Annotated in this window: 29 protein-coding genes and 1 pseudogene; 9 read left to right on the plus strand and 21 right to left on the minus strand. The window is 65.4% G+C overall.

The annotated features are described in order from the left end of the window. Window positions 1-232 precede the first annotated feature (232 nt). From J4G43_RS01910 to J4G43_RS01920, 3 genes are all read right to left on the minus strand, one after another. Window positions 233-1,018 (minus strand): glycosyltransferase family 32 protein, encoded by a 786-nt coding sequence (locus J4G43_RS01910; RefSeq protein ID WP_208083906.1) that lies wholly within the window; start codon window positions 1,016-1,018, stop codon window positions 233-235. Window positions 1,019-1,098: 80 nt separating this feature from the next. Further along, window positions 1,099-1,704, minus strand: coding sequence for a 3-isopropylmalate dehydratase small subunit (gene leuD, locus J4G43_RS01915; RefSeq protein WP_208083907.1), 606 nt, complete (start codon window positions 1,702-1,704; stop codon window positions 1,099-1,101). A 105-nt stretch (window positions 1,705-1,809) separates the two neighbouring features. Next, complete coding sequence (locus tag J4G43_RS01920; RefSeq protein WP_208083908.1) at window positions 1,810-2,379, minus strand: pyridoxamine 5'-phosphate oxidase family protein; 570 nt, start codon at window positions 2,377-2,379, stop codon at window positions 1,810-1,812. A 99-nt stretch (window positions 2,380-2,478) separates the two neighbouring features. Here J4G43_RS01920 and J4G43_RS01925 point away from each other — a divergent pair, with 99 nt between their 5' ends. After that, window positions 2,479-3,282: a helix-turn-helix transcriptional regulator gene (locus J4G43_RS01925; protein WP_208083909.1), complete on the plus strand. Its 804-nt coding sequence runs from the start codon at window positions 2,479-2,481 to the stop codon at window positions 3,280-3,282. A 4-nt stretch (window positions 3,283-3,286) separates the two neighbouring features. Here the strand turns inward: J4G43_RS01925 and J4G43_RS01930 are convergent, their stop codons facing one another. Then, window positions 3,287-3,685 (minus strand): metallopeptidase family protein, encoded by a 399-nt coding sequence (locus J4G43_RS01930; RefSeq protein ID WP_071908668.1) that lies wholly within the window; start codon window positions 3,683-3,685, stop codon window positions 3,287-3,289. 166 nt (window positions 3,686-3,851) lie between these two features. Between J4G43_RS01930 and J4G43_RS01935 the strand changes: the two genes are divergently transcribed. Then, the gene (locus J4G43_RS01935; RefSeq protein WP_063980388.1) at window positions 3,852-4,133 is read left to right on the plus strand and encodes a hypothetical protein; all 282 of its coding nucleotides are present in this window, start codon (window positions 3,852-3,854) and stop codon (window positions 4,131-4,133) included. A 49-nt stretch (window positions 4,134-4,182) separates the two neighbouring features. Further along, window positions 4,183-4,443, plus strand: a complete 261-nt coding sequence (locus J4G43_RS01940; protein WP_084794921.1) for a hypothetical protein — start codon at window positions 4,183-4,185, stop codon at window positions 4,441-4,443. A 9-nt stretch (window positions 4,444-4,452) separates the two neighbouring features. Here the strand turns inward: J4G43_RS01940 and J4G43_RS01945 are convergent, their stop codons facing one another. Further along, complete coding sequence (locus J4G43_RS01945) at window positions 4,453-4,752, minus strand: DUF1330 domain-containing protein (RefSeq protein ID WP_085402927.1); 300 nt, start codon at window positions 4,750-4,752, stop codon at window positions 4,453-4,455. Window positions 4,753-4,918: 166 nt separating this feature from the next. Between J4G43_RS01945 and J4G43_RS01950 the strand changes: the two genes are divergently transcribed. Continuing rightward, complete coding sequence (locus J4G43_RS01950) at window positions 4,919-5,479, plus strand: hypothetical protein (protein ID WP_208083910.1); 561 nt, start codon at window positions 4,919-4,921, stop codon at window positions 5,477-5,479. 122 nt (window positions 5,480-5,601) lie between these two features. Here J4G43_RS01950 and J4G43_RS01955 read toward each other — a convergent pair whose 3' ends face one another. The 7 genes from J4G43_RS01955 to ffh all read right to left on the minus strand — a co-directional run bounded on the left by J4G43_RS01955 (window position 5,602) and on the right by ffh (window position 11,655). Next, window positions 5,602-5,811, minus strand: a complete 210-nt coding sequence (locus J4G43_RS01955) for a hypothetical protein (protein ID WP_208083911.1) — start codon at window positions 5,809-5,811, stop codon at window positions 5,602-5,604. Between the two features lie 94 nt (window positions 5,812-5,905). Next, window positions 5,906-7,312: a 3-isopropylmalate dehydratase large subunit gene (gene leuC / locus J4G43_RS01960; RefSeq protein ID WP_063985988.1), complete on the minus strand. Its 1,407-nt coding sequence runs from the start codon at window positions 7,310-7,312 to the stop codon at window positions 5,906-5,908. Between the two features lie 322 nt (window positions 7,313-7,634). Beyond that, entirely contained in the window at window positions 7,635-8,015 is a 381-nt protein-coding gene (gene rplS / locus J4G43_RS01965) for a 50S ribosomal protein L19 (protein WP_063980390.1), read from the minus strand. A 108-nt stretch (window positions 8,016-8,123) separates the two neighbouring features. Continuing rightward, window positions 8,124-8,879: a tRNA (guanosine(37)-N1)-methyltransferase TrmD gene (trmD, locus tag J4G43_RS01970; protein ID WP_208083912.1), complete on the minus strand. Its 756-nt coding sequence runs from the start codon at window positions 8,877-8,879 to the stop codon at window positions 8,124-8,126. Between the two features lie 118 nt (window positions 8,880-8,997). Then, window positions 8,998-9,567 carry a ribosome maturation factor RimM gene (gene rimM / locus J4G43_RS01975; RefSeq protein WP_208083913.1) on the minus strand — a complete coding sequence of 190 codons (570 nt, stop codon included), beginning with the start codon at window positions 9,565-9,567 and terminating at the stop codon, window positions 8,998-9,000. A 125-nt stretch (window positions 9,568-9,692) separates the two neighbouring features. Further along, entirely contained in the window at window positions 9,693-10,025 is a 333-nt protein-coding gene (gene rpsP, locus J4G43_RS01980) for a 30S ribosomal protein S16 (RefSeq protein WP_208083914.1), read from the minus strand. Window positions 10,026-10,110: 85 nt separating this feature from the next. Continuing rightward, window positions 10,111-11,655 (minus strand): signal recognition particle protein, encoded by a 1,545-nt coding sequence (gene ffh, locus J4G43_RS01985; RefSeq protein WP_208083915.1) that lies wholly within the window; start codon window positions 11,653-11,655, stop codon window positions 10,111-10,113. Window positions 11,656-12,102: 447 nt separating this feature from the next. Between ffh and J4G43_RS01990 the strand changes: the two are divergent. Beyond that, window positions 12,103-13,166, plus strand: a pseudogene (locus tag J4G43_RS01990) (MBL fold metallo-hydrolase). 159 nt (window positions 13,167-13,325) lie between these two features. Here J4G43_RS01990 and J4G43_RS01995 read toward each other — a convergent pair. Next, a complete protein-coding gene (locus J4G43_RS01995) occupies window positions 13,326-14,045 on the minus strand; it encodes an SIMPL domain-containing protein (RefSeq protein WP_208083916.1) in 720 nt (239 codons plus the stop codon). Between the two features lie 5 nt (window positions 14,046-14,050). Next, the gene (locus tag J4G43_RS02000; RefSeq protein WP_071908659.1) at window positions 14,051-14,794 is read right to left on the minus strand and encodes a GyrI-like domain-containing protein; all 744 of its coding nucleotides are present in this window, start codon (window positions 14,792-14,794) and stop codon (window positions 14,051-14,053) included. A 206-nt stretch (window positions 14,795-15,000) separates the two neighbouring features. On the opposite strand from J4G43_RS02000, the gene dapF reads away from it, so the two are divergent. Both dapF and mtaB read left to right on the plus strand, forming a co-directional pair. After that, window positions 15,001-15,876, plus strand: a complete 876-nt coding sequence (dapF, locus tag J4G43_RS02005) for a diaminopimelate epimerase (protein WP_208083917.1) — start codon at window positions 15,001-15,003, stop codon at window positions 15,874-15,876. Then, window positions 15,876-17,129 (plus strand): tRNA (N(6)-L-threonylcarbamoyladenosine(37)-C(2))-methylthiotransferase MtaB, encoded by a 1,254-nt coding sequence (mtaB, locus tag J4G43_RS02010; protein ID WP_208083918.1) that lies wholly within the window; start codon window positions 15,876-15,878, stop codon window positions 17,127-17,129. The genes dapF and mtaB overlap by 1 nt, the downstream gene beginning before the upstream one ends. A 157-nt stretch (window positions 17,130-17,286) precedes the next feature. Here the strand turns inward: mtaB and J4G43_RS02015 are convergent, their stop codons facing one another. Further along, complete coding sequence (locus J4G43_RS02015; RefSeq protein ID WP_208083919.1) at window positions 17,287-18,396, minus strand: DUF2336 domain-containing protein; 1,110 nt, start codon at window positions 18,394-18,396, stop codon at window positions 17,287-17,289. 252 nt (window positions 18,397-18,648) lie between these two features. Further along, the gene (locus tag J4G43_RS02020) at window positions 18,649-19,350 is read right to left on the minus strand and encodes an RluA family pseudouridine synthase (RefSeq protein WP_208083920.1); all 702 of its coding nucleotides are present in this window, start codon (window positions 19,348-19,350) and stop codon (window positions 18,649-18,651) included. Window positions 19,351-19,410: 60 nt separating this feature from the next. On the opposite strand from J4G43_RS02020, the gene ftsY reads away from it, so the two are divergent. Beyond that, the gene (ftsY, locus tag J4G43_RS02025; RefSeq protein WP_071908655.1) at window positions 19,411-20,358 is read left to right on the plus strand and encodes a signal recognition particle-docking protein FtsY; all 948 of its coding nucleotides are present in this window, start codon (window positions 19,411-19,413) and stop codon (window positions 20,356-20,358) included. Between the two features lie 2 nt (window positions 20,359-20,360). Further along, complete coding sequence (locus J4G43_RS02030; RefSeq protein WP_071908654.1) at window positions 20,361-20,963, plus strand: septation protein A; 603 nt, start codon at window positions 20,361-20,363, stop codon at window positions 20,961-20,963. Between the two features lie 196 nt (window positions 20,964-21,159). On the opposite strand, the gene J4G43_RS02035 is transcribed toward J4G43_RS02030, so the two are convergent. The 5 genes from J4G43_RS02035 to ccmA all read right to left on the minus strand — a co-directional run bounded on the left by J4G43_RS02035 (window position 21,160) and on the right by ccmA (window position 24,202). Beyond that, a complete protein-coding gene (locus tag J4G43_RS02035) occupies window positions 21,160-21,753 on the minus strand; it encodes a DsbE family thiol:disulfide interchange protein (protein ID WP_208083921.1) in 594 nt (197 codons plus the stop codon). 10 nt (window positions 21,754-21,763) lie between these two features. After that, entirely contained in the window at window positions 21,764-21,949 is a 186-nt protein-coding gene (gene ccmD / locus J4G43_RS02040) for a heme exporter protein CcmD (protein WP_014490637.1), read from the minus strand. Then, on the minus strand, window positions 21,946-22,677 hold the full coding sequence (locus J4G43_RS02045) for a heme ABC transporter permease (protein WP_038932544.1): 732 nt from the start codon (window positions 22,675-22,677) through the stop codon (window positions 21,946-21,948). Before J4G43_RS02045 ends, ccmD begins: the two co-directional genes overlap by 4 nt. 91 nt (window positions 22,678-22,768) lie before the next feature. Then, on the minus strand, window positions 22,769-23,437 hold the full coding sequence (ccmB, locus tag J4G43_RS02050; protein WP_028150494.1) for a heme exporter protein CcmB: 669 nt from the start codon (window positions 23,435-23,437) through the stop codon (window positions 22,769-22,771). A gap of 162 nt (window positions 23,438-23,599) precedes the next feature. Continuing rightward, window positions 23,600-24,202, minus strand: coding sequence for a heme ABC exporter ATP-binding protein CcmA (gene ccmA / locus J4G43_RS02055; RefSeq protein WP_208089228.1), 603 nt, complete (start codon window positions 24,200-24,202; stop codon window positions 23,600-23,602). Window positions 24,203-24,240 lie beyond the last annotated feature (38 nt).

Here is a 24,240-nt window from a genome sequence, read left to right on the forward strand (position 1 = left end):
GGTCGTGGAATTGGAGCCAGACTAGGCACAATGGTGCAGGAGCGCGTTGCGCTGGATCAAATTGAGAATGGGTCAAGAAGGCAGGTCGCGTGTCCCGGACGCGGTGCGGCGCGAAGTGCCGCTCCGCAGAGCCGGGACCCATCTTGCCACATGCTGGGCCCCGGCTCAGCAGCGCATCACTGACGTGCTGCGCTGCGTCCGGGGCACGAGCGTGCCGCGCAGCGGAGAGAGCTCAGCTAAACCGCTCCGTCGCCCACGCATACAGGCTGCCCGGGATCGGCTTTTCGCCGCCGCGGCCCTTGGGCGAGATGTGCAGGCCGATGATCTCGGGGTTGGTGACGAGGCCGAGATAGCTCGAGGGATCGAAGAACAGCTTTGGCTCGGCGTGCACGGCGTAGAACGATTGCTTCGGCAGCGCGTTCTGTAGTTCACCGGTGCGGCGCGCGAGCGCGGTCAGCGCCGCCGGCCCGAAGATCGCGACGCGAATGTCCGAGAGACGGTTCGAGCCCCCGCGCAGGCGACGCATCATGAAGGTGATGCGATGGCGCACCGACAGCCAGTTCGGCGTCAGCTCCTCTTGCTCCATCAGCTCCTCGAAGGCGGCAACGATGCCGTGCTCCGCCGGCAGATAGATCACGGAATTGCCGAGCTGGCGCGGCCGCTCCCAGGCGAAGTAGGGTTTTGTCGGATCGATCTCGACGGGTTTCAGCAGCAGCACGTCGGCATCGAGCCAGAGGCCGTGGTTCTTCGCCATCAGCTTCATGCGGAAGAAGTCGCTGAACTGCAGCGTGGTCCAGTCGCGCCAGCTTCCGTCCGGCTGCGGCGGTCGCAATCGTTCGGAGAACGCGTGCGGCAGGATCGCCTCGGCGTCCGCGTTCCCGATGCCCGCGGGCAGGCCGGGAATGGTGTCAAAACTGTAGACCGTGACCTTGTGGCCGGCCGCGAGCTGCGAGCGCAGACAGGTCTGGCGCAGTGCGTCCATCGGGCCGTGCCAGAAGGTGACGATGTCGGGCAGCATGCGCGTCAGTCTAGGGGTTAATCAGGACAAAGAAAAAGCCCCGGCGCTCGTCGCACCGGGGCTCGAACTGGAGCTCGATCTCAGGCCCAGGCGCGTTCGCGCTTGAGCTTTTCCTCGTAGGTGTCGATCGAGGCCTTCTTCTCCATCGTCAGGCCGATGTCGTCGAGGCCGTTGATCAGGCAGTGCTTGCGGAACGGGTCGATCTCGAACTTGACCTTGCCGCCGTCGGGGCCGCGGATCTCCTGGCTCGGCAGGTCGATCGTCAGCGTCGCATTGGCGCCGCGCTCGGCGTCGTCGAACAGCTTGTCGAGGTCTTCCTGCGAGACGCGGATCGGCAGAATGCCGTTCTTGAAGCAGTTGTTGTAGAAGATGTCGCCGAACGAGGTCGAGATCACGCAGCGGATGCCGAAGTCGAGCAGCGCCCAGGGCGCGTGCTCGCGGCTCGAGCCGCAGCCGAAATTGTCGCCGGCGACCAGCACCTTCGAATTGCGATAGGCGGGCTGGTTGAGGACGAAATCCGGATTCTCGCTGCCGTCGTCCTTGTAGCGCTGCTCGGAGAAGAGCCCCTTGCCAAGGCCGGTGCGCTTGATGGTCTTGAGGTACTGCTTCGGAATGATCATGTCGGTGTCGACATTGATGATCTTCAGCGGCGCCGCGACGCCTTCCAGCGTGGTGAACTTGTCCATTTCAGGCTTCCCGGTTTGAAGTCAGGGGAGGGCTATTTAGCCCGGTTGGCACACAAATCCTAGGCCGGATTCGGCAGGCCTAGGGGCGTAAATCGAGGTTCGTCTTCAGCCTGGCGGAGCCATGCTGTCGGGGGCAAAGCCGGTCGGCAGGCCGTCGATGCTCTTCATGTTCTTCAGACCCCAGTATTTTCGCAAATTGTTGACACCCTGCGCCGTCCAGTAGCGCACGAGGCTGCCGCGTTCTTGTCTGTAGTCGAACAGCGGCACGCCCATACCGCATGACGTCTGCACGAGGTCGACCGAGAGGCGCACGATTTGGCGGGCGCCTGCCATGTCCTCGAAGTCAGGAACGAGATCGGAATATTCCGGCGTGCCGCGCATGAGCGATCGAGCCTGGCCATAGAGCCGCAGGATCATCGGGGCGACGTCGAAGGCGCAAAACATGATGGTCAGCCGCTTGTCGTCGGAGGCGGTCAGATGCGCACGGGTCTCGCTGCCGCTGCCGGTGCAATCGAGGTAGGCGACGTCGCTCTCTCCCAGCACCCGGAATGACGACAGGCCCTTGGGAGACACGTTGATGCGTCCCTTCGGCGGGGCGCTCGCGACGAGGAAGATCTTCTGCCGTTCGATGAAAGCCCGGTGCTCGGGTTCGATCCTTGCGAATTGCCTGCCCATACCCGCTCGTCCTTTCCGCAGCGACGCTGCAGCGGCAAAGAATTAGCATGCCGATTATACCCGTTTAAGAATGTTCTTTATGCTGGTAGAAAAACCACCATGAAGGGACCCGACTCGATCGCTCCAGCTCTCTCGCTCAGCGCGTTCCTGCGCGCGCTCCGGGAGCGCCAGTCTCCGGCAGAATTCGGCCTCGCCGCCGGAGCACGGCGGCGCACGCCCGGCCTCCGGCGCGAGGAGGTCGCTCAGCTCTGCGGATTGAGCGTCACCTGGTACACGTGGATCGAGCAGGGTCGCGATGTCTCCGTCTCGGCTTCGACACTTGCGCGCCTAGCACGCGGATTGCGCCTGTCACGAGCGGAGCGCAGCTATCTGTTCGAAGTTGGGGGCAAGCGCGATCCCGAGCGTCCCGGCCACAGCGATGATCCGCCTGAGGAGGTGCTGGCCTGCGTCGATGCGATCGATGGGCCGGCCTACATTCTCGATCGCACATGGGGCGCGCGTCGTTGGAATGCGAAAGCGTCCCGGTTGTTTGCCGGATGGCTCGATGCTGACGGCGAAAAGAATCTTCTGCGCTACATCTTCCTCAGGCCCGAGGCGCGAACACTGATCCTCGACTGGACCTCACGCGCGCAACGCGTCGTCGCAGAATTCCGCGCCGCTGTTACAGCCTATTCCGACGATCCGGACATTCGCCGGCTCGTCGAGGAACTGAGAGTTGGAAGCCCCGACTTCGAACGCTGCTGGGAGACGCAGGGGGGTCTGGCACGCGAAGGCGGCGAGCGTGCGTTCGATCATCCGACCATGGGACTGCTGCACTATCAGCAGGTGTCGCTGTCTCTCGCGGGCTGGTCCGATTATCGACTGACGATGCTTCTCGCTGCGCCAACCATACGCAACCGATGACGTCCTACTCCGCCTGAGCCTCAATCGCCGCCATATCGTCGTCCGAGAGGCCGAAATGGTGGCCGATCTCGTGGATCAGGACGTGGCGGACGATGTGGCCGAGGCTCTCGTCGTGCTCGGCCCAGTAATCCAGGATCGGCCGGCGGTAGAGCCAGACCATGTTGGGCAGCCGCGCCACATCGCCCAGGCTCTGCTGGGGCAGGCCGACGCCCTGGAACAGGCCGAGCAGGTCGAACTCGCTCTCGCATTCCATCTCGTCCATCACTTCCTCGGTCGGGAAGTCGTCGACACGGAGGATCACGCCCTCACAGAGGCCGCGAAATTCCGCCGGCAGGCGCTCGAAGATGTCGTGCGCCGTCGCTTCCATCTCAGCCAGCGAGGGTGCTTTCAATTCCGTCCACATGGGCTTTTCTTAGCGCGGGTTCCGTGGCGATGCATCCGGCTTTATAGAAGGCTACGAAGAGTTGACGCCGCGCGCGAAAACGGGGAGCGTACGGCGCCTCAAGGGGATAGCTCAGGTGGGTGGTGGTGCGATGCGGGCGGGAACAGCAATACTGGTTCTACTTTGCATGGGGTTGTTTTCGCAATTTTGCGTTGGTGCCGAAGCCCAGACGGCCGGTGCCGGCGTCAGGCTGGCCCAAGCGGCCTCGCCAGACGACGTTCCTCCGCCGCGCAGGCGCCCGCCCGCCCGGCTGCGCGTCACGCCCTACTACGCTCCGGACGGCGTCTATCCGCGCTACTATCCGGGTCCCGACGCGGTGCGCGAGTGCAACGCCACCTATGTGCAGGAATATCGGCCGAGCGGCACGGTGATCGTGCCGCATATGAGCTGCTACTGGCGGCGGGGCTGACGCCCCTCAACGGCCGCGTGATGCCCGCATCTTGAGGGCGGAGTTCGTCATGACGAGATGGATTGCATTGGCCGTTGTCGCCGGGCTCGCAGCGGGTTTGCCTCGCGCTTCAACCGCGCAGAGTGTGACGAAGTCGGATGCCTCGGCCGGGACAGCGATTTTCGATGCGAGACGGCACGCAAGACACCATGACGTTGCGCGGCGCTCAGCGCCCCATGATCCGCATTATTACGCGCGGCCCATCTACTATCGTCCCTATCCCTACGGCGTGCCGGCACCCTTCGTGTTCGGCTACGGGCCGTGGTGGTGACGCGCCGCGTTAGCCCGCCGGCGCAAATCCCCTGACCAGCAGCACGGTCGCCTGCGCGCCCGCCTTGCGATCGCGCGAGATCTCTTCGTAGTCCGGTGAATTCGAGAAGGCGAGGAATGCGGCCTCGTCGGGAAACGACATCATGACGAGCTTGTCGAATGGCCACGGGCCCTCGAGCACGCGCGGCTGCTCGTCGGCGGCGAGCAGCCGTCCATTGTACTTTCTGAACACGTCGAAAAACCGCGCCTGATAGCGGTCATAGGCCGCGCGGTCCGTCATCTTCAATTGCGCGATCGCGTAGACGGTCATCTTTCGAATTCCTTTTGTCGTGGCACGGCGCCTCGGCAGGAAGCTTGTTCATTCACAAGGCGTTCACGTCGCTGTCCCTAATTTAATCTTGGGAGCGACTGCAATTGAACAGCGATGCGAGCGACGCTGCGCCGCAATGCTGCCGTTCAGATTCAGGGAGAATTCCATGCTGCGGATCTTGGATGCTCGGACAAGCTCGATACGCTTGCTCGGGCTTGCGGCCGTTGCCACGCTGATGCTGTCGGCCGGGACTGCACAACGTGCCGAAGCGATGACTCCGATCAATCCGACGCCGTTGCCGGCGGCGAAGGCTGCAAGCGACGACATGATCACGCAGGTTCGCCACGGTGGCGGCGGTGGTGGACATGGTGGCGGCTTCCATGGCGGCGGCGGTTTTCGTGGCGGTGGTTTCCATGGTGGCGGAGGGCATATCGGCGGTTTCCGCGGCGGTGGCTTTCGGGGCGGCCATATCGGCGGCTTCCGCGCCGCACCCGCCTTTCATGGTGGCGGCTATCGCTACGGCGGATTTCGCCACTATGGCGGTTTTCATCGCTACGGAATCTATCGCCCGCATTACGGCTATCGCCACTTCCACCGGCGCTATTATTACGGCGGCTACTATCCCTACTACAACTATCCGCGCCGCTGCCGGGTGATCTGGACCTATTACGGCCCGCGCCGCGTCTGCCGGTGGCATCGCTGGCACTATCCGTACCGCTATTGGTAATGTGAGTTGCTGCTAGCTCCGCACTCGTCATGGCCGGGCTTGTCCCGGCCATCCACGTTCTTGTGCTGCGAAGAAAATTCGTGGATGCCCGGGACGAGCCCGGGCATGACGGTGAGCTTGGCCTAGAGCCAATCCTTCAATTTCCATGACGCCGGCTTCCACCGCGTCAGGTTCTCGAGCTTCCACTGCTTGATCATCGCCGGCGGCCAGCGGCTGAGCTTCGAGGTCTCCTCGACCTCGGGCTTGGCGACGATGGGCAAGGGCGTTGCGCGCCGCCGGTGCTGGCGCGTCACCTCGCCGATCAGATCGACATATTCAGGCTTGTTGGCCATGAGCTGTGTCCTCGCGAAACCGTCGCGAGGACACAGTGTCGGCGATGCCGATTAACGGCCGTTTGCCGCTTTAGCTCAAATTGCAGGGAGCGGCTTACCGCCACTCCCTGACGTCGACGAAGTGACCCGCGATCGCAGCCGCTGCCGCCATCGCCGGCGACACCAGATGCGTGCGGCCCTTGAAACCCTGGCGGCCCTCGAAGTTGCGGTTCGAGGTCGAGGCACAGCGCTCTTCCGGAGCGAGCTTGTCCGGGTTCATCGCGAGGCACATCGAGCAGCCCGGCTCGCGCCATTCGAAGCCGGCCTTGATGAAGATCTTGTCCAGACCCTCAGCTTCGGCCTGCTCCTTCACGAGGCCCGAGCCCGGCACGACCATGGCGTTGACATGCGCTGAAACGGTCTTGCCTTCGGCAATCTTCGCCGCCGCGCGCAGATCCTCGATGCGGCCGTTGGTGCAGGAGCCGATGAAGATGCGGTCGAGCTTGATGTCGGTGATCTTCGTGCCCGCCGTCAGGCCCATGTATTTCAGCGCGCGGTGCTTGGAGAGACGCTTGGCCTCGTCCGCGATCTGATCCGGATCGGGCACGATGCCGGTCACCGAGATGACGTCCTCAGGCGAGGTGCCCCAGGTCACGATCGGCGGCAGCTTGGCAGCGTCGAGGCGCAGCTCGTGGTCGAAATGCGCGCCGTCGTCGGAGCGCAGCTTCTCCCAGTAGCGCATCGCCGCGTCCCAGTCCGCGCCCTTCGGCGCCTTCGGGCGGCCGCGCAGGAAGTCGAACGCCTTCTGGTCGGGCGCAACCAGGCCGGCGCGCGCGCCGCCCTCGATCGACATGTTGCAGACCGTCATGCGGCCTTCCATCGACAACGCGCGGATCGCATCGCCGGCGTATTCCAGCACGTAGCCGGTGCCGCCGGCAGTGCCGATCTCGCCGATGATGGCGAGGATGATGTCCTTGCCCGTCACGCCTTCAGGCAATTTGCCGTCGACGGTCACGCGCATGTTCTTCGCCTTCTTCTGGATCAGCGTCTGCGTCGCCAGCACGTGCTCGACCTCGGAGGTGCCGATGCCGTGTGCGAGCGCGCCGAACGCGCCATGCGTCGAGGTGTGGCTGTCACCGCAGACGATGGTGGTGCCGGGCAGGGTAAAGCCCTGCTCGGGGCCGATGACGTGGACGACGCCCTGGCGCTTGTCGAACTCGTCGTAATATTCGATGCCGAATTGCTTGGCGTTCTCGGCCAGCGCCTTGATCTGCTCGATGCTCTCCGGATCGGGATTCGGCTTGGTGCGATCGGTGGTCGGCACGTTGTGGTCGACGACGGCGAGCGTCTTTTCCGGCGAGTGCACCTTGCGGCCGGTGGCGCGCAGACCCTCGAACGCCTGCGGCGAGGTCACTTCGTGCACCAGATGGCGGTCGATATAGAGCAGGCAGGTGCCGTCGTCGGCTTCGTGCACCAGATGGTCGTTCCAGATCTTGTCGTACAATGTGGTCGGCTTGGACATGAGCTTCAGCTCCAGGAATGTTGTGGTGCGGATATGCGCGGTCACGCGCGGGCAACAAAATCGTCAGCGCAGCTTTTAGGCTGCGCGCGTAAGCTCTGACGTTGCCGAGGTCGCGAAGCGTCCGAAGAACCGGCCAGGCAGCCGCGAGCGATCGTCGATGACGATGCGCGTGACGGGGGCGAGGCTGGTCTGATCTGGAAACATTCCAAGAATATATAGCAGGCCGATTTGGAAGCGCGAGTGCTTTGACGCGCACGGCTGACGCAACAAAAAAGCGCGGGGTTTTGCCCCGCGCTCTCTAGAACTCGTCTGTAAACGGAGCTTACTCGTTGACGGCCTTGGCGTGCTCAGTCTTCTCGACGATGCGGGCCGACTTGCCGCGAAGGTTGCGGAGGTAATAGAGCTTGGCACGACGCACCTTGCCGCGGCGCACCACCTTGATCGAGTCGATCATCGGGGAGAGCAGCGGGAACACGCGCTCGACGCCTTCGCCATAGGAGATTTTGCGGACGGTGAAGCTCTCGTTGAGGCCGCCGCCGGAACGGCCGATGCAGACGCCTTCATAGGCCTGCACGCGGGTGCGGTCGCCTTCGACGACCTTCACGTTGACGATCACGGTGTCACCGGGACCGAACTCCGGAATCTCCTTGCTGGCGGAGAGCTTGTCGAATTGCTCTTTTTCGAGCTGTTGGATCAGGTTCATGGGTAAATCTCCATCGGCGCGCCCAGCCGCAGGACGGGGGCTGCGCGAAATTCGTTGATCCAGCTATTGCGGATGTGGCCGCTCCTATAAGGCAAGCCGGAGCGTTTGTCACCCGTCTGTCTTGTTTTTTGGCGTTTTTTGGCGTCTGGCTCGATTCGGGGCTTTGGCCGGGATTTTGGCCCACAAATCAGGCCGCCGGGCCGCGGTCAGGGCCTCGGATTGTGCCCGCCGCCAGGCTGCAACCTTGGCGTGGTCGCCGGAGGTCAGGGTCTCCGGGATCGGAGCCCCCTCGAACAGCTGCGGACGGGTGTATTGGGGGTATTCGAGGAGGCCCTCCGAAAAGCTTTCCTCGGTTCCCGAGGCCTCCTTGCCCATCACGCCGGGCAGCAGCCGGACGCAGGCGTCGATCAGGGCCAGCGCGGCGATTTCGCCCCCGGACAGCACGTAGTCGCCGATCGAGACCTCCTCCAGGCCCCGTCCGTCGATCACCCGCTGGTCCACCCCCTCGAACCGTCCGCAGACGATCAGGGGACCCGGACCCTCGGCCAGCTCCACCACCCGGGCCTGGGTCAATGGCCGACCCCTCGGGCTCATCAGCAGTTTCGGCCGGTGCGGGCTGATCCCGGCGGCATCGATCGCCGCCGCCAGAACATCGGCCCGCAGCACCATGCCGGGTCCGCCGCCGGCCGGGGTGTCATCGACGCTCCGATGCCGGTCGGTGGCGGAAGCCCGGATGTCGCGCGCCTCGAGCTCCCAGAGCCCGCCAGCCAGCGCCCGGCCGGCCAGGCTCGCGCCGAGCGGCCCCGGAAACATCTCCGGAAACAGCGTCAGCACGGTCGCGCGCCAGGGTGAGGAGGTCGTCATTGCTTCCCGATCTCGTCGTCCCGGGGCGCGCGGAGCGCGAGCCCGGGACCCATAACCATCGCACTTCGTTTTGCGATGATCGAGGCTACCAGCTTAGCCAAAAAACCACGGCCTGCGATTATGGGTCCCCGCCTTCGCGGGGACGACCCGTGGATAGGGCTTCGTCCTTGTCCTCACCCTCGATCTCCTGCGGCAGCGCGATCACGACGCGGCCGCCTGTGAGATCGACTTCCGGCACCACCGCGTTTGTGAACGGCAGCAGCATCGTCGTGCCCTTTGCAGATCCTTTCGGCGGAGCGATCTCGATGATGTCGCCGGCGCCGAAATTGTGGATCGCGAGCACGCGGCCGAGCGCGTCGCCGTCGGTGGTGACGGCGGCGAGCCCGATCAGGTCGGTGTGGTAATATTCGTCCTCGTCGGTCGCGGGCAGCTTTTCGCGCGCGACGTAGAGCTCGATGCCGTTGAGGCGCTCGGCCTCATCGCGGGTCGTGACGCCCTTGAACGTCGCGACCAGATGATCCCTGGCCTCGCGCGCCTGCGCGACCTCGAACTGGCGCTTGCCGTCCTTGGACAGCAGCGGCCCGTAGCGTTTGATGGCAAAGGGATCTTCGGTGAAGGTCCACAGCTTGACCGCACCGCGCACACCATGCGCGGCGCCGATCCGCGCGACGCAGACGAGCTGAGACATCAGCTGGCCTCGTCCTTCGAGACGCCGCTTCGCGGCTCCTCAGGATGAGGAGATAGACCCTCATGCTGAGCAGCACGGCGTAAGCCGTGCGTCTCGAAGCATGAAGGCCCGGCCATCGAAGCGACTTAACCCTTCGCGGCGGCTTCGGCCTGCGCCTTGCGCTCCTTGCGCGGCACGGCCTTCTCAGGGTTGTTGCGCGCTTCGCGCTTCTTGATGCCGGCGGCGTCGAGGAAACGCGCCACGCGGTCCGACGGCTGCGCGCCCTTGGCGACCCAGGCCTTCACCTTGTCCATGTCGAGCTTGAGGCGGGCCTCGTTGTCCTTCGGCAGCAGCGGGTTGAAATAACCGAGACGCTCGATGAAGCGGCCATCGCGGGGAAAGCGCGAATCGGCGACGACGACGTGATAGACGGGGCGCTTCTTGGTGCCTGCGCGAGCGAGGCGGATAACGACGGACATTTAGTTCTCCTTCGAAGTACAGTTTGTTCGGTTGATTGGTATTCCGCGTCGCGCGAGGTGCTTAGGATCCCTCGCGACGAATTCCTCATTTCTTCTTGCCCGGAAATCCGCCGAGGCCCGGCAGCGTCGGCTTGCCGCTCAGCCCGGTCAGTCCGGGAACGTTGGGCAGGCCGGTGCGCAGACCAGCGGGCAAATCCTTCGGCAGGCTGGGCAGACCTTGTCCGCCGCCTTGCATCTTCTCCTGCAACGCCTTCATCTCTTCCGGTGAGGGCGGCTTCATGCCACCGCCAAAGCCCATCGCCTGTGCGATGCCGGCGAGCGGGCCGCGCTTGCCCGAGCCCATGGCCTTCATCACGTCGGCCATGTTCCGGTGCATCTTGAGCAGCTTGTTGACCTGCTCGACGCTCTGGCCGCTTCCTGCGGCGATGCGCTTCTTGCGGCTGGCCTTGAGCAGGTCGGGATGACGGCGCTCGTCGCGCGTCATGGAATCGATCACCGCGACCTGCCGCTTCAGGATCCTGTCGTCGATGCCGGCGGCCGCGATCTGGTTCTTCATCTTGGCGATGCCGGGCATCATGCCCATCAGCCCGCTGATGCCGCCCATGTTCGCCATCTGCAGCAGCTGCTCGCGCATGTCGTTGAGGTCGAACTGACCCTTGCGCATGCGCTCGGCGGTGCGCGCGGCCTTCTCGGCGTCGATATTGGCGGCGGCACGTTCGACCAGCGAGACCACGTCGCCCATGCCGAGGATGCGGCCGGCGATACGATCGGGATGGAAATCTTCCAGCGCGTCGGTCTTTTCACCGGTGCCGATCAGCTTGATCGGCTTGCCGGTGACAGCGCGCATCGACAGCGCAGCGCCGCCTCGGCCGTCGCCGTCGACGCGGGTCAGCACGATACCGGTGAGGCCGACCCGCTGGTCGAAGGCGCGCGCAAGATTCACGGCGTCCTGGCCGGTGAGGCTATCGGCGACCAGCAGCACTTCATGCGGATTGGCGGCGGCTTTGATCGCCGCTGCTTCCGCCATCATGTCTTCGTCGAGCGTGGTGCGGCCGGCGGTATCGAGCAGCACGACATCGTAGCCGCCAAGCTTGCCGGCCTCCAGCGCGCGCTTCGCGATCTGAGCCGGCTGCTGGCCGGCGACGATCGGCAGCGTCGGAATGTCGAGATCGCGCCCGAGCACGGCCAGCTGCTCCATCGCCGCCGGGCGATAGATGTCGAGCGAAGCCATCAGCACCTTGCGCTTGTCGCGCTGGACCATGCGGCGGGCGAGCTTTGCGGTGGTGGTGGTCTTACCGGAGCCTTGCAGGCCGACCATCATGATCGGAACCGGCGGCACGGAATTGATGTCGATGGTCTGGCTTTCGGCGCCGAGCGTGTTGATCAGCTCGTCATGGACGATCTTGACCACCATCTGGCCGGGCGTGACCGACTTGACGACGGTGGCGCCGATCGCCTGCTCGCGGACGCGCTCGGTGAAGCTGCGGACCACTTCGAGCGCGACGTCGGCCTCCAGCAGCGCGCGGCGCACCTCGCGCATCGCGGCGTCGACGTCCTTTTCGGTCAGCGCACCGCGCCCCGTCAGACGATCGAGAATGCCACCAAGCCGTTCCGACAGATTGTCGAACAATGCCGTTGTCCCTTGTCCTGCTCGCGCAGGGTTGCCGCGTTCACCATTGTCATGCCCCGGCTCGACCGGGGCATCCAGTACGCCGCGGCACCTCGGTTCAGCCGAGCTGCCTCTGGGATACTGGATCGCCCGATCAAGTCGGGCGATGACCACTTCCTAAGCAAGCGATCTTCCAAACACCTTTGCGCCCGAGGGCGCACAGCGCTGTCGGGCGTTGGCCTCTGGCCTCCAGGGCCAGTGGGCGGGTCGAAAAGAAAGCCTTTCCGAGAAAGTGGCGGGGTTAAACGCCGCTCCCGCCCAAAAGTCAAGGAAAGTTAGGGTGCCGGGTGCCTTTGCCAGGGCAAGGCCCTGAGAATACGGAGCTTTTGGCGGCCGGTTCCTTTTGCCTGGGCTCCGCCCATATAGAAGACGATGACTTACCTCCGTTACCATCCCTGAAGCCCGCTTGTGCCGATCACCCGCCGCCGCCTCTTTGGATCGCTCGCCGGTGGCGCCGCGCTGGTTGGTGTTCCGCCCCTCTGGATGTCCCGCATGAAAACCTATGACGGCCCGGTCTCCGACCATTTTGACGGCCTGACCTTCTTCGATCCCGACGGGGCGCCGCCGAGATCGCTCGGCGAGGTGCTGCGGTGGCAATTAGGTGGCCGGGGGCAGCGCGCGGACTGGCCCGACTGGGTGCCCAACCCCTATGCCGACACGCCGCCGCAGCGCGTCGAGGGCGACAAGGTGCGGCTCTCCTTCGTTGGCCACGCCAGCTGGCTGATCCAGGCCGGCGGCCTCAACATCCTCGTCGATCCCGTCTGGTCCTCGCGGGTCTCGCCCGTCAGCTTTGCCGGACCGAAGCGGCACAACGATCCCGGTATCGCATTCGAGAAGCTGCCGAAAATCGACGTCGTGCTGGTCTCGCACGGTCATTACGATCATCTGGACATCACGACATTGTCCCGGCTCGCAAAAAATTTTCGCCGCGCGTGGTGACGCCGCTCGGCAACGACGTAACGATGCGCAGCGCCGACTCCTCGATCAAGGCGGAGGTCTTCGATTGGCACGACCGCGTCGAGCTCGGCGGCGGCATCGCCGTGACGCTGGTGCCGACCCGGCACTGGTCGGCGCGCGGCATGTTCGATCGCAACAAGGCGCTGTGGGCGAGTTTCGTGCTGGAGACGCCTGCGGGAAAAATCTACGTCGTCTGCGATTCCGGCTATGGCGACGGCGGGCATTTCCGCCGCGTCGCCGAGAAGCACGGGCCGCTGCGTCTGGCGATCCTTCCCATCGGCGCCTACGAGCCGCGCTGGTTCATGCGCGACCAGCACATGAATCCGGAAGACGCCGTGAAAGCGCTGGCCGATTGCGGCGCGCAAGCCGCGCTCGGACATCATCACGGCACGTTCCAGCTGACGGACGAAGCGATCGACGCGCCGGCGAAGGCGCTGGTCGAAGCGCTGGATGCCGCGAAGATTCCGCAGGAGCAGTTTGTGGCGATGCAGCCGGGGCAGGTGGTGGAGATCTGACTCCATCCACGTACACAACTGTGCCCCGGACGCAGCGCAGCGTCTCTTCGACGGTGCGCTGCAGAGCCGGGGCCCATGCAGCAGCACGTGCCGTTGGCTTTCTGGGTCCCGGCTCTGCGCAGCAGCGTTTCACGCTGCAGCGCGTCCGGGACACGAGACTTACTTGCCCTCAGGGCGAATAATCGCCCAGCTCACATTCACCGTCACCGACAGCGTTTCCTCGCCCGGCGCGACTGCCGCGGGCGCCGCCATCGGCGCGGTCGCCATTCTTGCCTTGAACAGCGGCACCGGAGCGCCGCCCTCGGATACGCTGAGCGGCGAGCCGAGCGTGACGCCGGTGGCCTTGGCGTAGATCTCAGCCTTGCGGCGGGCGTCCACGACCGCCTGTTCGCGGGCGTCGTCGAGCAGCTTTGAGGCCTGCGTCACCTCGAAGGAGATGTTGCCGATGTCGTTGGCGCCGGCGCCGACCAGCGTGTCGATGATGCCAGCGACCTTGGTCACGTCGCGGATCTTCACGGTAACGCGGTTAGAGGCGCGGAAGCCGACCACGGGCGAAGCGCCGGTGGATTTGTTCTGGCCGTATTGCGGCTGCAAGGACAGGCGCGAGGTCTGATAGTCCTTCTCGGCGATACCGGCGCCCTTCAGCGCCAGCAGCACCTTGCCCATCGCGGCGTTGTTGGCGTCGGAGGCTTCCTTCGCCGACTTGGCGTCGTTGGCGACGCCGGCGTCGATCTGCGCGAGATCGGGCGCCGCGGAGATCGTGGCTTCGCCGCTCACCGAGATCGCGGAGGGAAAATCGTCCGCGCGTGCGGGCGTTGCCAGCAGCGTGGCGGCGACAGCGGCGGCAATAGACGTAAAAAGGACGGCAGGCTTCTTCATCTCTCTCACTTCAATGGCACGAACACGTTGATCACGAGCTTGTCCTCGGCCGTCTTCAGGGGATCGGTGAGGTACTCCTCGATAAAGGTGTCCTTGGCTTCCAGCTTCTTGTCGTCGAGGTGATTGGTGATCGCCTCATAGGTGTTGTCCATGTTGTCGTAGGAGCCGCGATGGACGAATTTCAACGCCTTGCCTTCCGGCGATTTGCCGATGCTCATGTCCTTGGGCAGGTTCTTCGGGTCCTGCTCGACCGGGATCTCGGCCAGGAAGGTGAAGCCGGTGTCGTCGGTCGAGGTGTAGACGATCATCGAATTGCCGGCGGGCTTGATGCCCTGCTTGTCCAGCAGCGTGTTCAGCGCCTTGAAAGCGTCGATCAGCGTGTCGAAGGCCGAATCCCAATTGGCAGTGCCCTTGACCATCACGACCTTCTTCGGCTCGAGCGTGGTCTCCAGGCCAAAGGGATCGGCGGTCTGCACCGGGGCAGGTGTCGCGGCCGCAGCGGGCGGTGGGGCCGCCGGAGCGGGTGAGGGCGAAGCGCTGGCCGCAGGCGATGGCGCCGGAGAGGGCGCCGCCGCGGGCGCAGGTGCGGCACTTGCGGCCGGGGAGGGCGAGGCCGAAGGAGCCGGCGAGGGGCTGGCCGACGCGGCGGGCGCCGGGCTCGGGGTCTGCGCCAGAGCGCCGGGCACGCCAAACGACATGGTCGCTGCCGGGATCAGCGCGAGCAGTGCGAGGCGACAAAAACGATTCATTCTATTCTCCCCAAGGGCTTATGCGCCAAGGCCTTACGTCCCCAAGGCCTTGAGCCGGCCGCGCGTCCCGGATTGCGCGAACCGTGCCGTTCTAACACGCGAGTGCCGAATTCGTCCCATGACAGATGCGTCATGGCTATGGCGGCAAATCACTGGCCAAGCCGCCAAGGATCGCCATATAAGGCAGGCGAAATTCGGGACATTTCATGAGCGCTCTGGCCAACCACGCATTTGCCAAGATGAACGGCATCGGCAACGAGATCGTTGTTGTCGACATGCGTGATTCCGCCGCGCCGGTGACGCCGGACGACGCCCGCGCGGTCGCGTCCGCGCCGGGCGGCGTGCCCTACGATCAGCTCATGGTGCTCCGGAAGCCGCGGTTCGACGGGACCGAGGCCTTCATCAGCATCTACAACAACGACGGCTCCGAGGCCGGCGCCTGCGGCAACGGCATGCGCTGCGTGGTGCGGCGCATCTTCGAGAAGACCGGGCAGACCACGGCAACGTTCGAGACCGCTGCGGGCTTGCTCAATTGCTGGCAGGGCCCGGCACCCGATCTCTATACCGTCGATATGGGCGCGCCAAAATTCGGCTGGCAGGACATTCCGCTGGCGGAAGAGTTTCGCGACACCCGCTACATCGAATTGCAGATCGGGCCGATCGACAATCCGATCCTGCATTCGCCCTCGGTGGTGAGCATGGGCAATCCGCATGCGATCTTCTGGGTCGAGGACGTCAACGCCTACGATCTCGAGCGTTTTGGTCCGCTGCTGGAAAATCATCCGATCTTCCCCGAACGTGCCAACATCACGCTCGCCCATATCGTCGATCCCCAGCACATCACGATCCGCACCTGGGAGCGTGGCGCGGGCCTGACCAGAGCTTGTGGTTCGGCGGCCTGCGCGACCGCGGTCGCTGCTGCACGGCTGAAGCGCACCGAGCGCAATGTCGAGATCACGCTGCCCGGCGGCAAGCTCGGGATCGAATGGCGTGAAAACGACGACCACGTGCTGATGACGGGCCCCGCGACCTTCGAATATGAGGGCTCCTTCGATCCGGCGCTGTTCGCGCCGGTCGGCTGATGGCCGTCGACGTCGTCACCTTCGGCTGCCGCCTCAACGCCTTCGAGGCCGAACTGATCCGCCGCGAGGCCGAGGGCGCGGGCCTTTCCGATACCATCGTCATCAACAGCTGCGCCGTCACCAACGAGGCGGTGGCGCAGGCGCGCCAGTCGATCCGTAAATTGAAGCGCGAACGACCGGGCGCGCGCATCGTCGTCACCGGCTGTGCGGCGCAGACGCAGAGCCGGATGTTCGCAGACATGGCCGAGGTCGATCGCGTCCTCGGCAATGACGACAAGATGCGCAGCGAAGCCTGGCGCGATGCGCGTGCCGCGTTCGATCTCGGTGCGAGCGAAAAGATCGCCGTCAGCGACATCATGGCGGTGAAGCAGATGGCGCCGCATCTGATCGACGGCTTTGCGAGCGGCCTGCCGCGCGTGTTCGTGCAGGTGCAGAACGGCTGCGACCATCGCTGCACGTTCTGCATCATCCCCTATGGCCGCGGCAATTCACGCTCGGTGCCGATGGGCGCGGTGGTCGATCAGGTGCGGGCGTTGGTTGCGCGCGGCCATGCCGAGATCGTGCTGACCGGTGTGGACCTCACCAGCTATGGCGCCGACCTGCCGGGTGCACCAAGACTCGGCATGCTGACGAAGCAGATCTTGCGGCACGTGCCGGAGCTCAAGCGCCTGCGCATCTCCTCGATCGATTCGATCGAGGCCGATGCCGATCTGCTGGATGCCATCGGCGACGATGCGCGCCTGATGCCGCATCTGCACCTGTCGCTGCAATCCGGCGACGACATGATTTTGAAGCGCATGAAACGGCGGCATTCGCGCAACGATGCGATCGCGTTCTGCGATCAGGTCCGCCGCCTGCGTCCAGACATCGCCTTCGGCGCCGACATCATCGCGGGCTTTCCGACCGAGACAGAGGAGATGTTTTCGCGCTCGCTGGATCTCGTCGAGGAGTGCGGCCTGACGTTCCTGCACGTCTTCCCGTATTCGCCGCGCCCCGGCACGCCGGCCGCGCGGATGCCGCAGGTCGCGGGCGGTGCGATCAAGGAGCGTGCGAAGCGGCTGCGTGCGGCGGGCGAAGCGGCGTTACGGCGGCGGCTGCAAGAGGAAGTGGGTACGACGCGCGATGTGCTGATCGAGAGCGGCAGCCAGGGCCGCACGGAGCATTATCTGCCGGTGGCGATCGCGGGTGAACGTATTGGCCGTGTGGTGCCGCTGATGATCGCCGGCAGCGATGGCGAGCGGCTAACCACGTAAGCAGTGCTTGCTTTCTTCTCCCCTTGTGGGAGAAGGTGGCGCGAAGCGCCGGATGAGGGGTTGCGTCCGCAAGCGCGGAGTTGAGTTTGCGGAGAGAGACCCCTCACCCGCCTCGCTTCGCGATGCACCCTCTCCCACAAGGGGAGAGGGGAAGAGCCTACAACGCCCGCACCTGCCAGAATCGCAGCGTCCGCCGCGCGTTCTCCGACGTCATTCGCGCGTAATTGCTTTTCGCCCTCGCGATATCAGCGGGTTTCATCGCGCCGGTGGCAAAGCGACTCTCGAGCACGGCGGCTGTGGTTTCCCAGCTGAGCTGGGCCGCCTTGCACGGCACCAGCAAGCCGTCCTCGCGCAGACTCTGCATCAGCGGGCGAATCACTTCGACGGTCGATCCGGACAGGGCCGCTAATGCAGCCACGGTTTCCTCGTAGCGCCGCTGCGTGGCGAAGCCGAGCAGCGTCGCCTCGGTCAGCTGGCCCGTCGCCTTGAGATTTGCGATGGCCCGCTTGGCGCCTTCGAAATCGCGGACGGCCGACATCTCGCGCTCGACACCGACGGTCACGGCGGCGATCGCGCCCTGGATCTCCTCGAACAGATGCGGCGGTGCGCGCGACAGCAGCCGGGTCCGCACGGCATCCGTCGCAGAACGCAGCAACCGGCGGCGCAAATCGGACGGCAGGTCGACGCGGACGCCGACGCTCACGGCGAGCTCGGGATCGGCCTCCGCCTGCCCGACGATGACGGCAAATCCGTTTCCGGAAACGCGCGCGCCGGGATTGGCGGCAAGCCGCCGGCTGACGCTGGGATAGCGCCGCGCCAGCAGCGCGTCGGTGACGATCTCCTTGAGCCACCAGCGACCGGCGACCGCGAGCAGATGCGATTCGCCCTTGCTGGAGGCGATCTTCACCAGCTCGCCATCGTCGAGGCGCGCGGATTCCTGGAGCACGGGACCGGCGATGCGAATTTCGTCATTATTGGCGAGGCGGCGGATCACGGAGGGCGGCGCCTGCGCGATCGGCGCAAGCTGCGCGCTGATCTCGGCCAGCGCAATTCGTGCGCCCATGTCGGCGATGGCGCGCAGCTCGATGGTGCCGATCAGGCGCTCGAGCACGTCGTCGAACAGCGCGATCTGCTCGTTGCCAAAACTTCCGGCGGAGGAGAGGAACAGGTCGGTGACGCGGCGGGCCGTTTCCAGGCCCTTTTCCGCCGAGCCGAGCCGAATCGCTGATTCGACTTCATCGATGATCGAAAACTCGGCCGTGGACATGACGCGTTGCTCGTCCTGAGCGAATGACGGAAGCTTGTTCTAAGCAATCGCTATCAATAGAGACGAGCACTGAACGTTTCGTAAACCACGGGGCGGAAGGCGAGCACTGCTTTGCTCCCCGACCGGCCAATGCTCCTCATCCTGAGGAGCCCGCGAAGCGGGCGTCTCGAAGGATGGCCGCGGGCGACAGTCGGGCCTTCATGGTTCGAGACGGCCGCTACGCGGCCTCCTCACCATGAGGGTCTGGCAACGTCATTCCCCATTCCACCCGCAAGCGCGGAGCTTCTCGTGCATGTGGAGCGGGGCCGGCGCGACCACGCGGATCGGCTCCTTGTTCCGGGAGATCGGCACCACGATCTCGCGGGAATGCAGGTGCAGCCGCGGCTCGCCGAAGCGCGGGCCGTTGCCGTAAATGTTATCGCCGAAGATCGGCCAGCCGGTCGACGCCGAATGCACCCGCAATTGATGGGTTCGGCCGGTCACCGGTTCCATGGCGAGCCAGGCCAGCCCGTCGCCCCGGCCCATCACCTTCCAGTTGGTGATCGCCTTCTGGCCCTCGGGATCGGGTTTCTGCCACCAGCCGCGCTCGGCATTGAGCCGGCCGAGCGGCATGTCGATGGTGCCTTCGTCCTCGGCAGGGCCGCCCTCGACCACGGTCCAGTAGGTCTTGCCGATCTTGCCGTGCTTGAAGAGGAGGCCGAGCGAGGCCGTCGCCTTGCGATGGCGGCCGAGCACGAGGCAGCCGGAGGTGTCCTTGTCCAGCCGGTGGGCCAGCACCGGCGGCCGCGGCAGGCCGAAACGAAGCGCGTCGAACGACGTTTCCAGATTGGCCCCGCCCTTGGGGCCGCGATGCACCGGCAGGCCGGCGGGCTTGTCGATGACCAGCATCAACCCGTCGCGATGGAGCACGCGCGCCAGGATCTCGTCGGCGGTCAATTCGGGAACATCGAGCAATTGCAAGACTTTCGGTCAACACTTTCGTTTGGGAGCCGGAACGGCTAACACACCGCCACCATGAACGATACCACGTCAGATCCCCCCAAGCTGAGCTGGTGGCGCCGCCTGTCCAACGGGCTGAAGCGTACCTCGTCCTCGCTCGGGACCGCGGTCGCCGACCTCGTCACCAAGCGCAAGCTCGACCGCGCCATGCTCGACGACATCGAGGACGTGCTGCTGCGCGCCGACCTCGGCACGTCGGTCGCGGTGCGGATCGCGGACGCCGTCGGCACGGGGCGCTATGACAAGGCGATCTCGGCGGACGAGGTCAAGGACGTCGTCGCCACCGAGGTCGAGAAGGTGCTGGCGCCGGTGGCAAAGCCGCTCGAGATCGACGCGGGCAGGAAGCCGTTCGTCATCCTCGTCGTCGGCGTCAACGGCTCCGGCAAGACCACAACCATCGGAAAGCTCTCGCAAAAATTCGCATCCGAAGGCCGCAAGGTGATGCTGGCCGCCGGCGACACGTTTCGCGCGGCCGCGATCGAGCAGCTCAAGGTCTGGGGCGAGCGCACCAGGACGCCGGTCATCGCTGGCACCCAGGGCTCGGATTCGGCAAGCCTCGCCTTCAACGCGCTGACGGCAGCGAAGGAGCAGGCCATCGACGTGCTCCTGATCGACACCGCCGGCCGCCTGCAGAACAAGGCCGAGCTGATGAACGAGCTCGAAAAGGTCGTGCGCGTGATCCGCAAGGTGGATGACACTGCGCCGCATGCCGTGCTGCTTGTGCTCGACGCCACCGTCGGCCAGAACGCGCTGTCGCAGGTCGAGGCCTTCCATCGCACGGCGGGGGTCACCGGCCTCGTGATGACGAAGCTCGACGGCACCGCGCGCGGCGGCATTCTGGTGGCGCTCGCGGAGAAATTCAAACTGCCGGTGCATTTCATCGGCGTCGGCGAAGGTGTCGACGATCTCGCGCCGTTCACCGCGCGCGATTTCGCCCGCGCGATCGCTGGAATCGAAAGCTGAGAATGGACAAGACCCAGCCGCATCCGCTGTTCAAGCTCGCGACCGAGCTCGGTCCGCTGCTCGTGTTCTTCTTCGTGAATGCGAAGTTCAATCTGTTCGCCGCGACCGGCGCCTTCATGGTCGCGATCGTCGCGGCGATGATCGCGTCCTATGTGGTGACGCGCCACATCCCGATCATGGCGATCGTGACAGGCGTGATCGTGCTGGTGTTCGGCACGCTGACGCTGGTGCTGCACGACGAGACCTTCATCAAGGTCAAGCCGACCATCATCTACGGCCTGTTCGCGGCGATCCTCGGCGGCGGGCTGTTGTTCGGCCGCTCCTTCATCGCCGTGATGTTCGACCAGATGTTCAACCTGACCCCGCAGGGCTGGCGCATCCTCACGCTGCGCTGGGCGCTGTTCTTCGCCGGCATGGCCATCCTGAACGAGATCGTCTGGCGCACCCAGAGCACGGATTTCTGGGTGAACTTCAAGGTGTTCGGCGTCACCCCGATCACGATGATCTTCGCCATCGCCCAGATGCCGCTGACCAAGCGCTACGGGATCGAGCCGGCGTCGCTGGAGGCGAGCGAGGCCGAGGCGGGGGATGTAAGGAAAAGGTGACGGTCTCTCAGCTCGTCATTGCGAGCTGAAATGCGGCCATACACTCAACTGTCATCGCCCGGCTTGACCGGGCGATCCAGTATTCCAGAGACAGTCGTGAGATACGGTGAGGCCGCGGCGTACTGGATGCCCCGGTCAAGCCGGGGCATGACAGCGGTGCGTGGTGCTGGCCCCTGCGCTCGCGCGAGAGCGGAGCTCAGCTCCCCGCCTTCAACGCCTTCTCCATCTGCGGCAACAACACCGTGCGCAAATTGTCCGGCGTGATCGGTCCGACCAGCTTGTAGACGATGGTGCCTTCGCGCCCGACGACGAACGTCTCCGGCACGCCATAGACGCCCCATTCGATCGAGGCGCGGCCGTTGGCATCCACGCCGACGCGGCCGAACGGGTTGCCGTAGCGGCCGAGGAAACGGCGCGCGTTGTCGGCCGCGTCCTTGTAGTTGATGCCGACGAGCTGGAAGCGCTTGTCCTTGGCGAGCTCGGTCAGGAGCGGCGCCTCGTCATGGCAGGGCACGCACCAGGACGCCCAGACATTGACGAGGCTGACCTTGCCCTTGAACGCGGCGGGATCGAGGCCCGGCACCTGCGAATTTTCGGCCTGCAATCCCTCGAGCGGCGGCAGCGCGGTCTGCGGCGCCGGCCGGCCGATCAGCGCGGAGGGAATCCGCGAGGGATCGCCGCTGCCGAGCCGGAACCAGAACAGCAGCGCCAGGGCGATGAAGGCGATCAGCGGCAGCACCATCAGGAAGGTGCGGCGCTGCGGCGGAGCGGAAGTCGGTTGATCGCTCATGATTGATCGCTCACGGCGTGTCCGTTGCGCTGCGTCCGGAGCGGCGGGTGACGCCGCTGCGGTCGAGCTCGCGCAGGCGCTCGGTCTGGCTGCGATAGTCGAGCACGATCCAGCCGATCAGGATCACGACGACGAGCGCGGCTGCGGCATAGGACGTCACGATGAAGGACGCGTAGGGACCAAGTGACATCGTCATGCGGCCTTCTGGCTCGCTTGCATCATCTGCAAGGAGCGGACGCGGCGGCGCAAGATCTCGTTGCGCATCGCCGCCAGGTGCAACGTGACGAACAGCAGCGTGAACGCGATGGCCATCAGCAGCAGCGGGATCAGGAACGATTTGTCGAGCGTCGAGCCGCCCATGCGCATCACCGACGCCGGCTGGTGCAGCGTGTTCCACCAATCGACCGAGAATTTGATGATCGGCAGGTTGATCGCGCCGACCAGCGTCAGCACCGCGGCGGCGCGCGCCGCGCGCGAGGGATCCTCGACCGCGCGCCACAGCGCCATCAGGCCGAGATACATCAGGAAGAGGATCAGCACCGAGGTCAGCCGCGCGTCCCATTCCCAATAGGTGCCCCACATCGGCCGGCCCCACAGCGATCCCGTGAGCAGCGCGAGGAAGGTGAAGGCGGCGCCGATCGGCGCGGCGGCTTTGGCGGCGACGTCGGCGAGCGGATGCCGCCACACCAGCGTGCCCAATGAGGCGATGCTCATCACGCCCCAGACGAACATCGACAGCCAGGCGTTGGGCACGTGGATGAACATGATCTTCACCGTCGCGCCCTGCTGGTAGTCGTCGGGCGCGAGAGCGGACTGGTAGAGGCCGATGGTGAGCAGGATGACGGTCGCGGCCACAAGCCACGGCAACACCCGCGCCGTCAGCGCGAGGAACCGTGTCGGATTGGCGAGATCGATCAGCGTCATGGTATTCTGATAATCACAGGTCAGCACTCACGCAATCAGCATAAAAGCGCGCAGCGAAAGTTGATCGGGGTCAAGGGCAATCCGGCCCATTTCAATCGAGACCATGGCGCAGGCTCGCCGCCGCCGCGAAAGGGCCGATGACGAGGCTGACCAGCGACAGCGCGCACAGGATCGAGAACGGCGCGCCGAACGTCATGGGACCGACGATCACGGCCTGCGAGGCCGCGACGCCGAAAATCAGCACCGGGATCGACAGCGGCAGCACCAGCACGGCCATCAACAGTCCGCCCCGGTGCAGCGTCACCGCCAGCGCCGCGCCGATCATGCCGGTGAAGGTCAGCGCCGGCGTACCGGCCAGGAGCGTCAGCGCCACCGCCCCGGTCGCGACCATGTCGAGGTTGAGCAGCAGGCCGAGCACGGGGGTTGCGACAATCAGTGGCAGGCCCGCGGCCAGCCAATGCGCCAGCGCCTTGGCGGCGCAGGCGAGTTCCAGCGGCGTCCGGCTCATCGTGATCAGGTCGAGCGAGCCGTCCTCGTGGTCGGCCATGAACAGCCGGTCCAGGGTGAGCAGGCTCGCCAGCAGCGCGCCTAGCCACAGGATCGCCGGCCCGAGCCGCGACAGCAGCGCCAGATCCGGCCCCACCGCGAACGGCATCAGCACCACCACGGTCAGGAAGAACAGCACGCCGATCAGCGCCCCGCCGCCGACGCGGAGCGCGATCCGGATATCCCGGCGGATGAGGGCGGACAGGGCGGTCATGCCACGGCTCCCATGGGTGAGGAGACGACCCCCGCCGGTTGCCCCGGGCGAGCTGCGCTCCCTCCCTCGCATCCGCCTTCGCCAAGGCTTCGGCGGACAAGAGGGGGGAGGGAACGGAGAGAGCCGGGCCCGGCCGCTTGGAAAGCTGAGGGTCCGTCGGAATCATGCCATTTCCCCAATCCTCAGCTCCCGCGAATCGATGCCCAGCGGCGCATGCGTCGCCGCGATGATCAGGCCGCCTCGGCCGAGATGCTCCCGCATCAGGCCCTCGAACATGCCCTGGCCGGCCACGTCCAGCGCCGTGGTCGGCTCGTCCAGCAGCCAGACCGGGCGGTGCACCGTCAGCAGCCGGGCCAGCGACAGGCGGCGGCGCTGGCCGGCGGACAGGAAGGCCGCGGGCAGGTGAGTGGCGTGATCGAGCCCGACGATGGCGAGGCTCTTGGCCGCATCACTGCGCTCGCCGCCCAGAAAATCAGCCCAGAATGACAGGTTTTCCGCCACGCTCAGCGCCGGCTTCAGGGCGTCGCGATGGCCGAGATAGTGGCACTGCTCCGGCAGCGTCAGCTCGGCGTCGCCGCCGGCGAGCGCGATTGTCCCGCCGGCCGGAATCAGCAGGCCCGCGATCAGCCGCAGCAGCGAGGTCTTGCCCGAGCCGTTGCGGCCCACGACCGCCACGGCCTCGCCCGAGACCGCCTCGAAATCGAGCCCGGAGAACACCTCGCGGCCGCCGCGCACGCAGACGACCCCGCGTCCGGACAGCTGCATCTTGCCTTGGTTCAATCCGCTCAAAGCCTGGCCTCAGG

The sequence above is a fragment of the Bradyrhizobium barranii subsp. barranii genome, from assembly GCF_017565645.3.
GTDB lineage: Bacteria > Pseudomonadota > Alphaproteobacteria > Rhizobiales > Xanthobacteraceae > Bradyrhizobium > Bradyrhizobium barranii.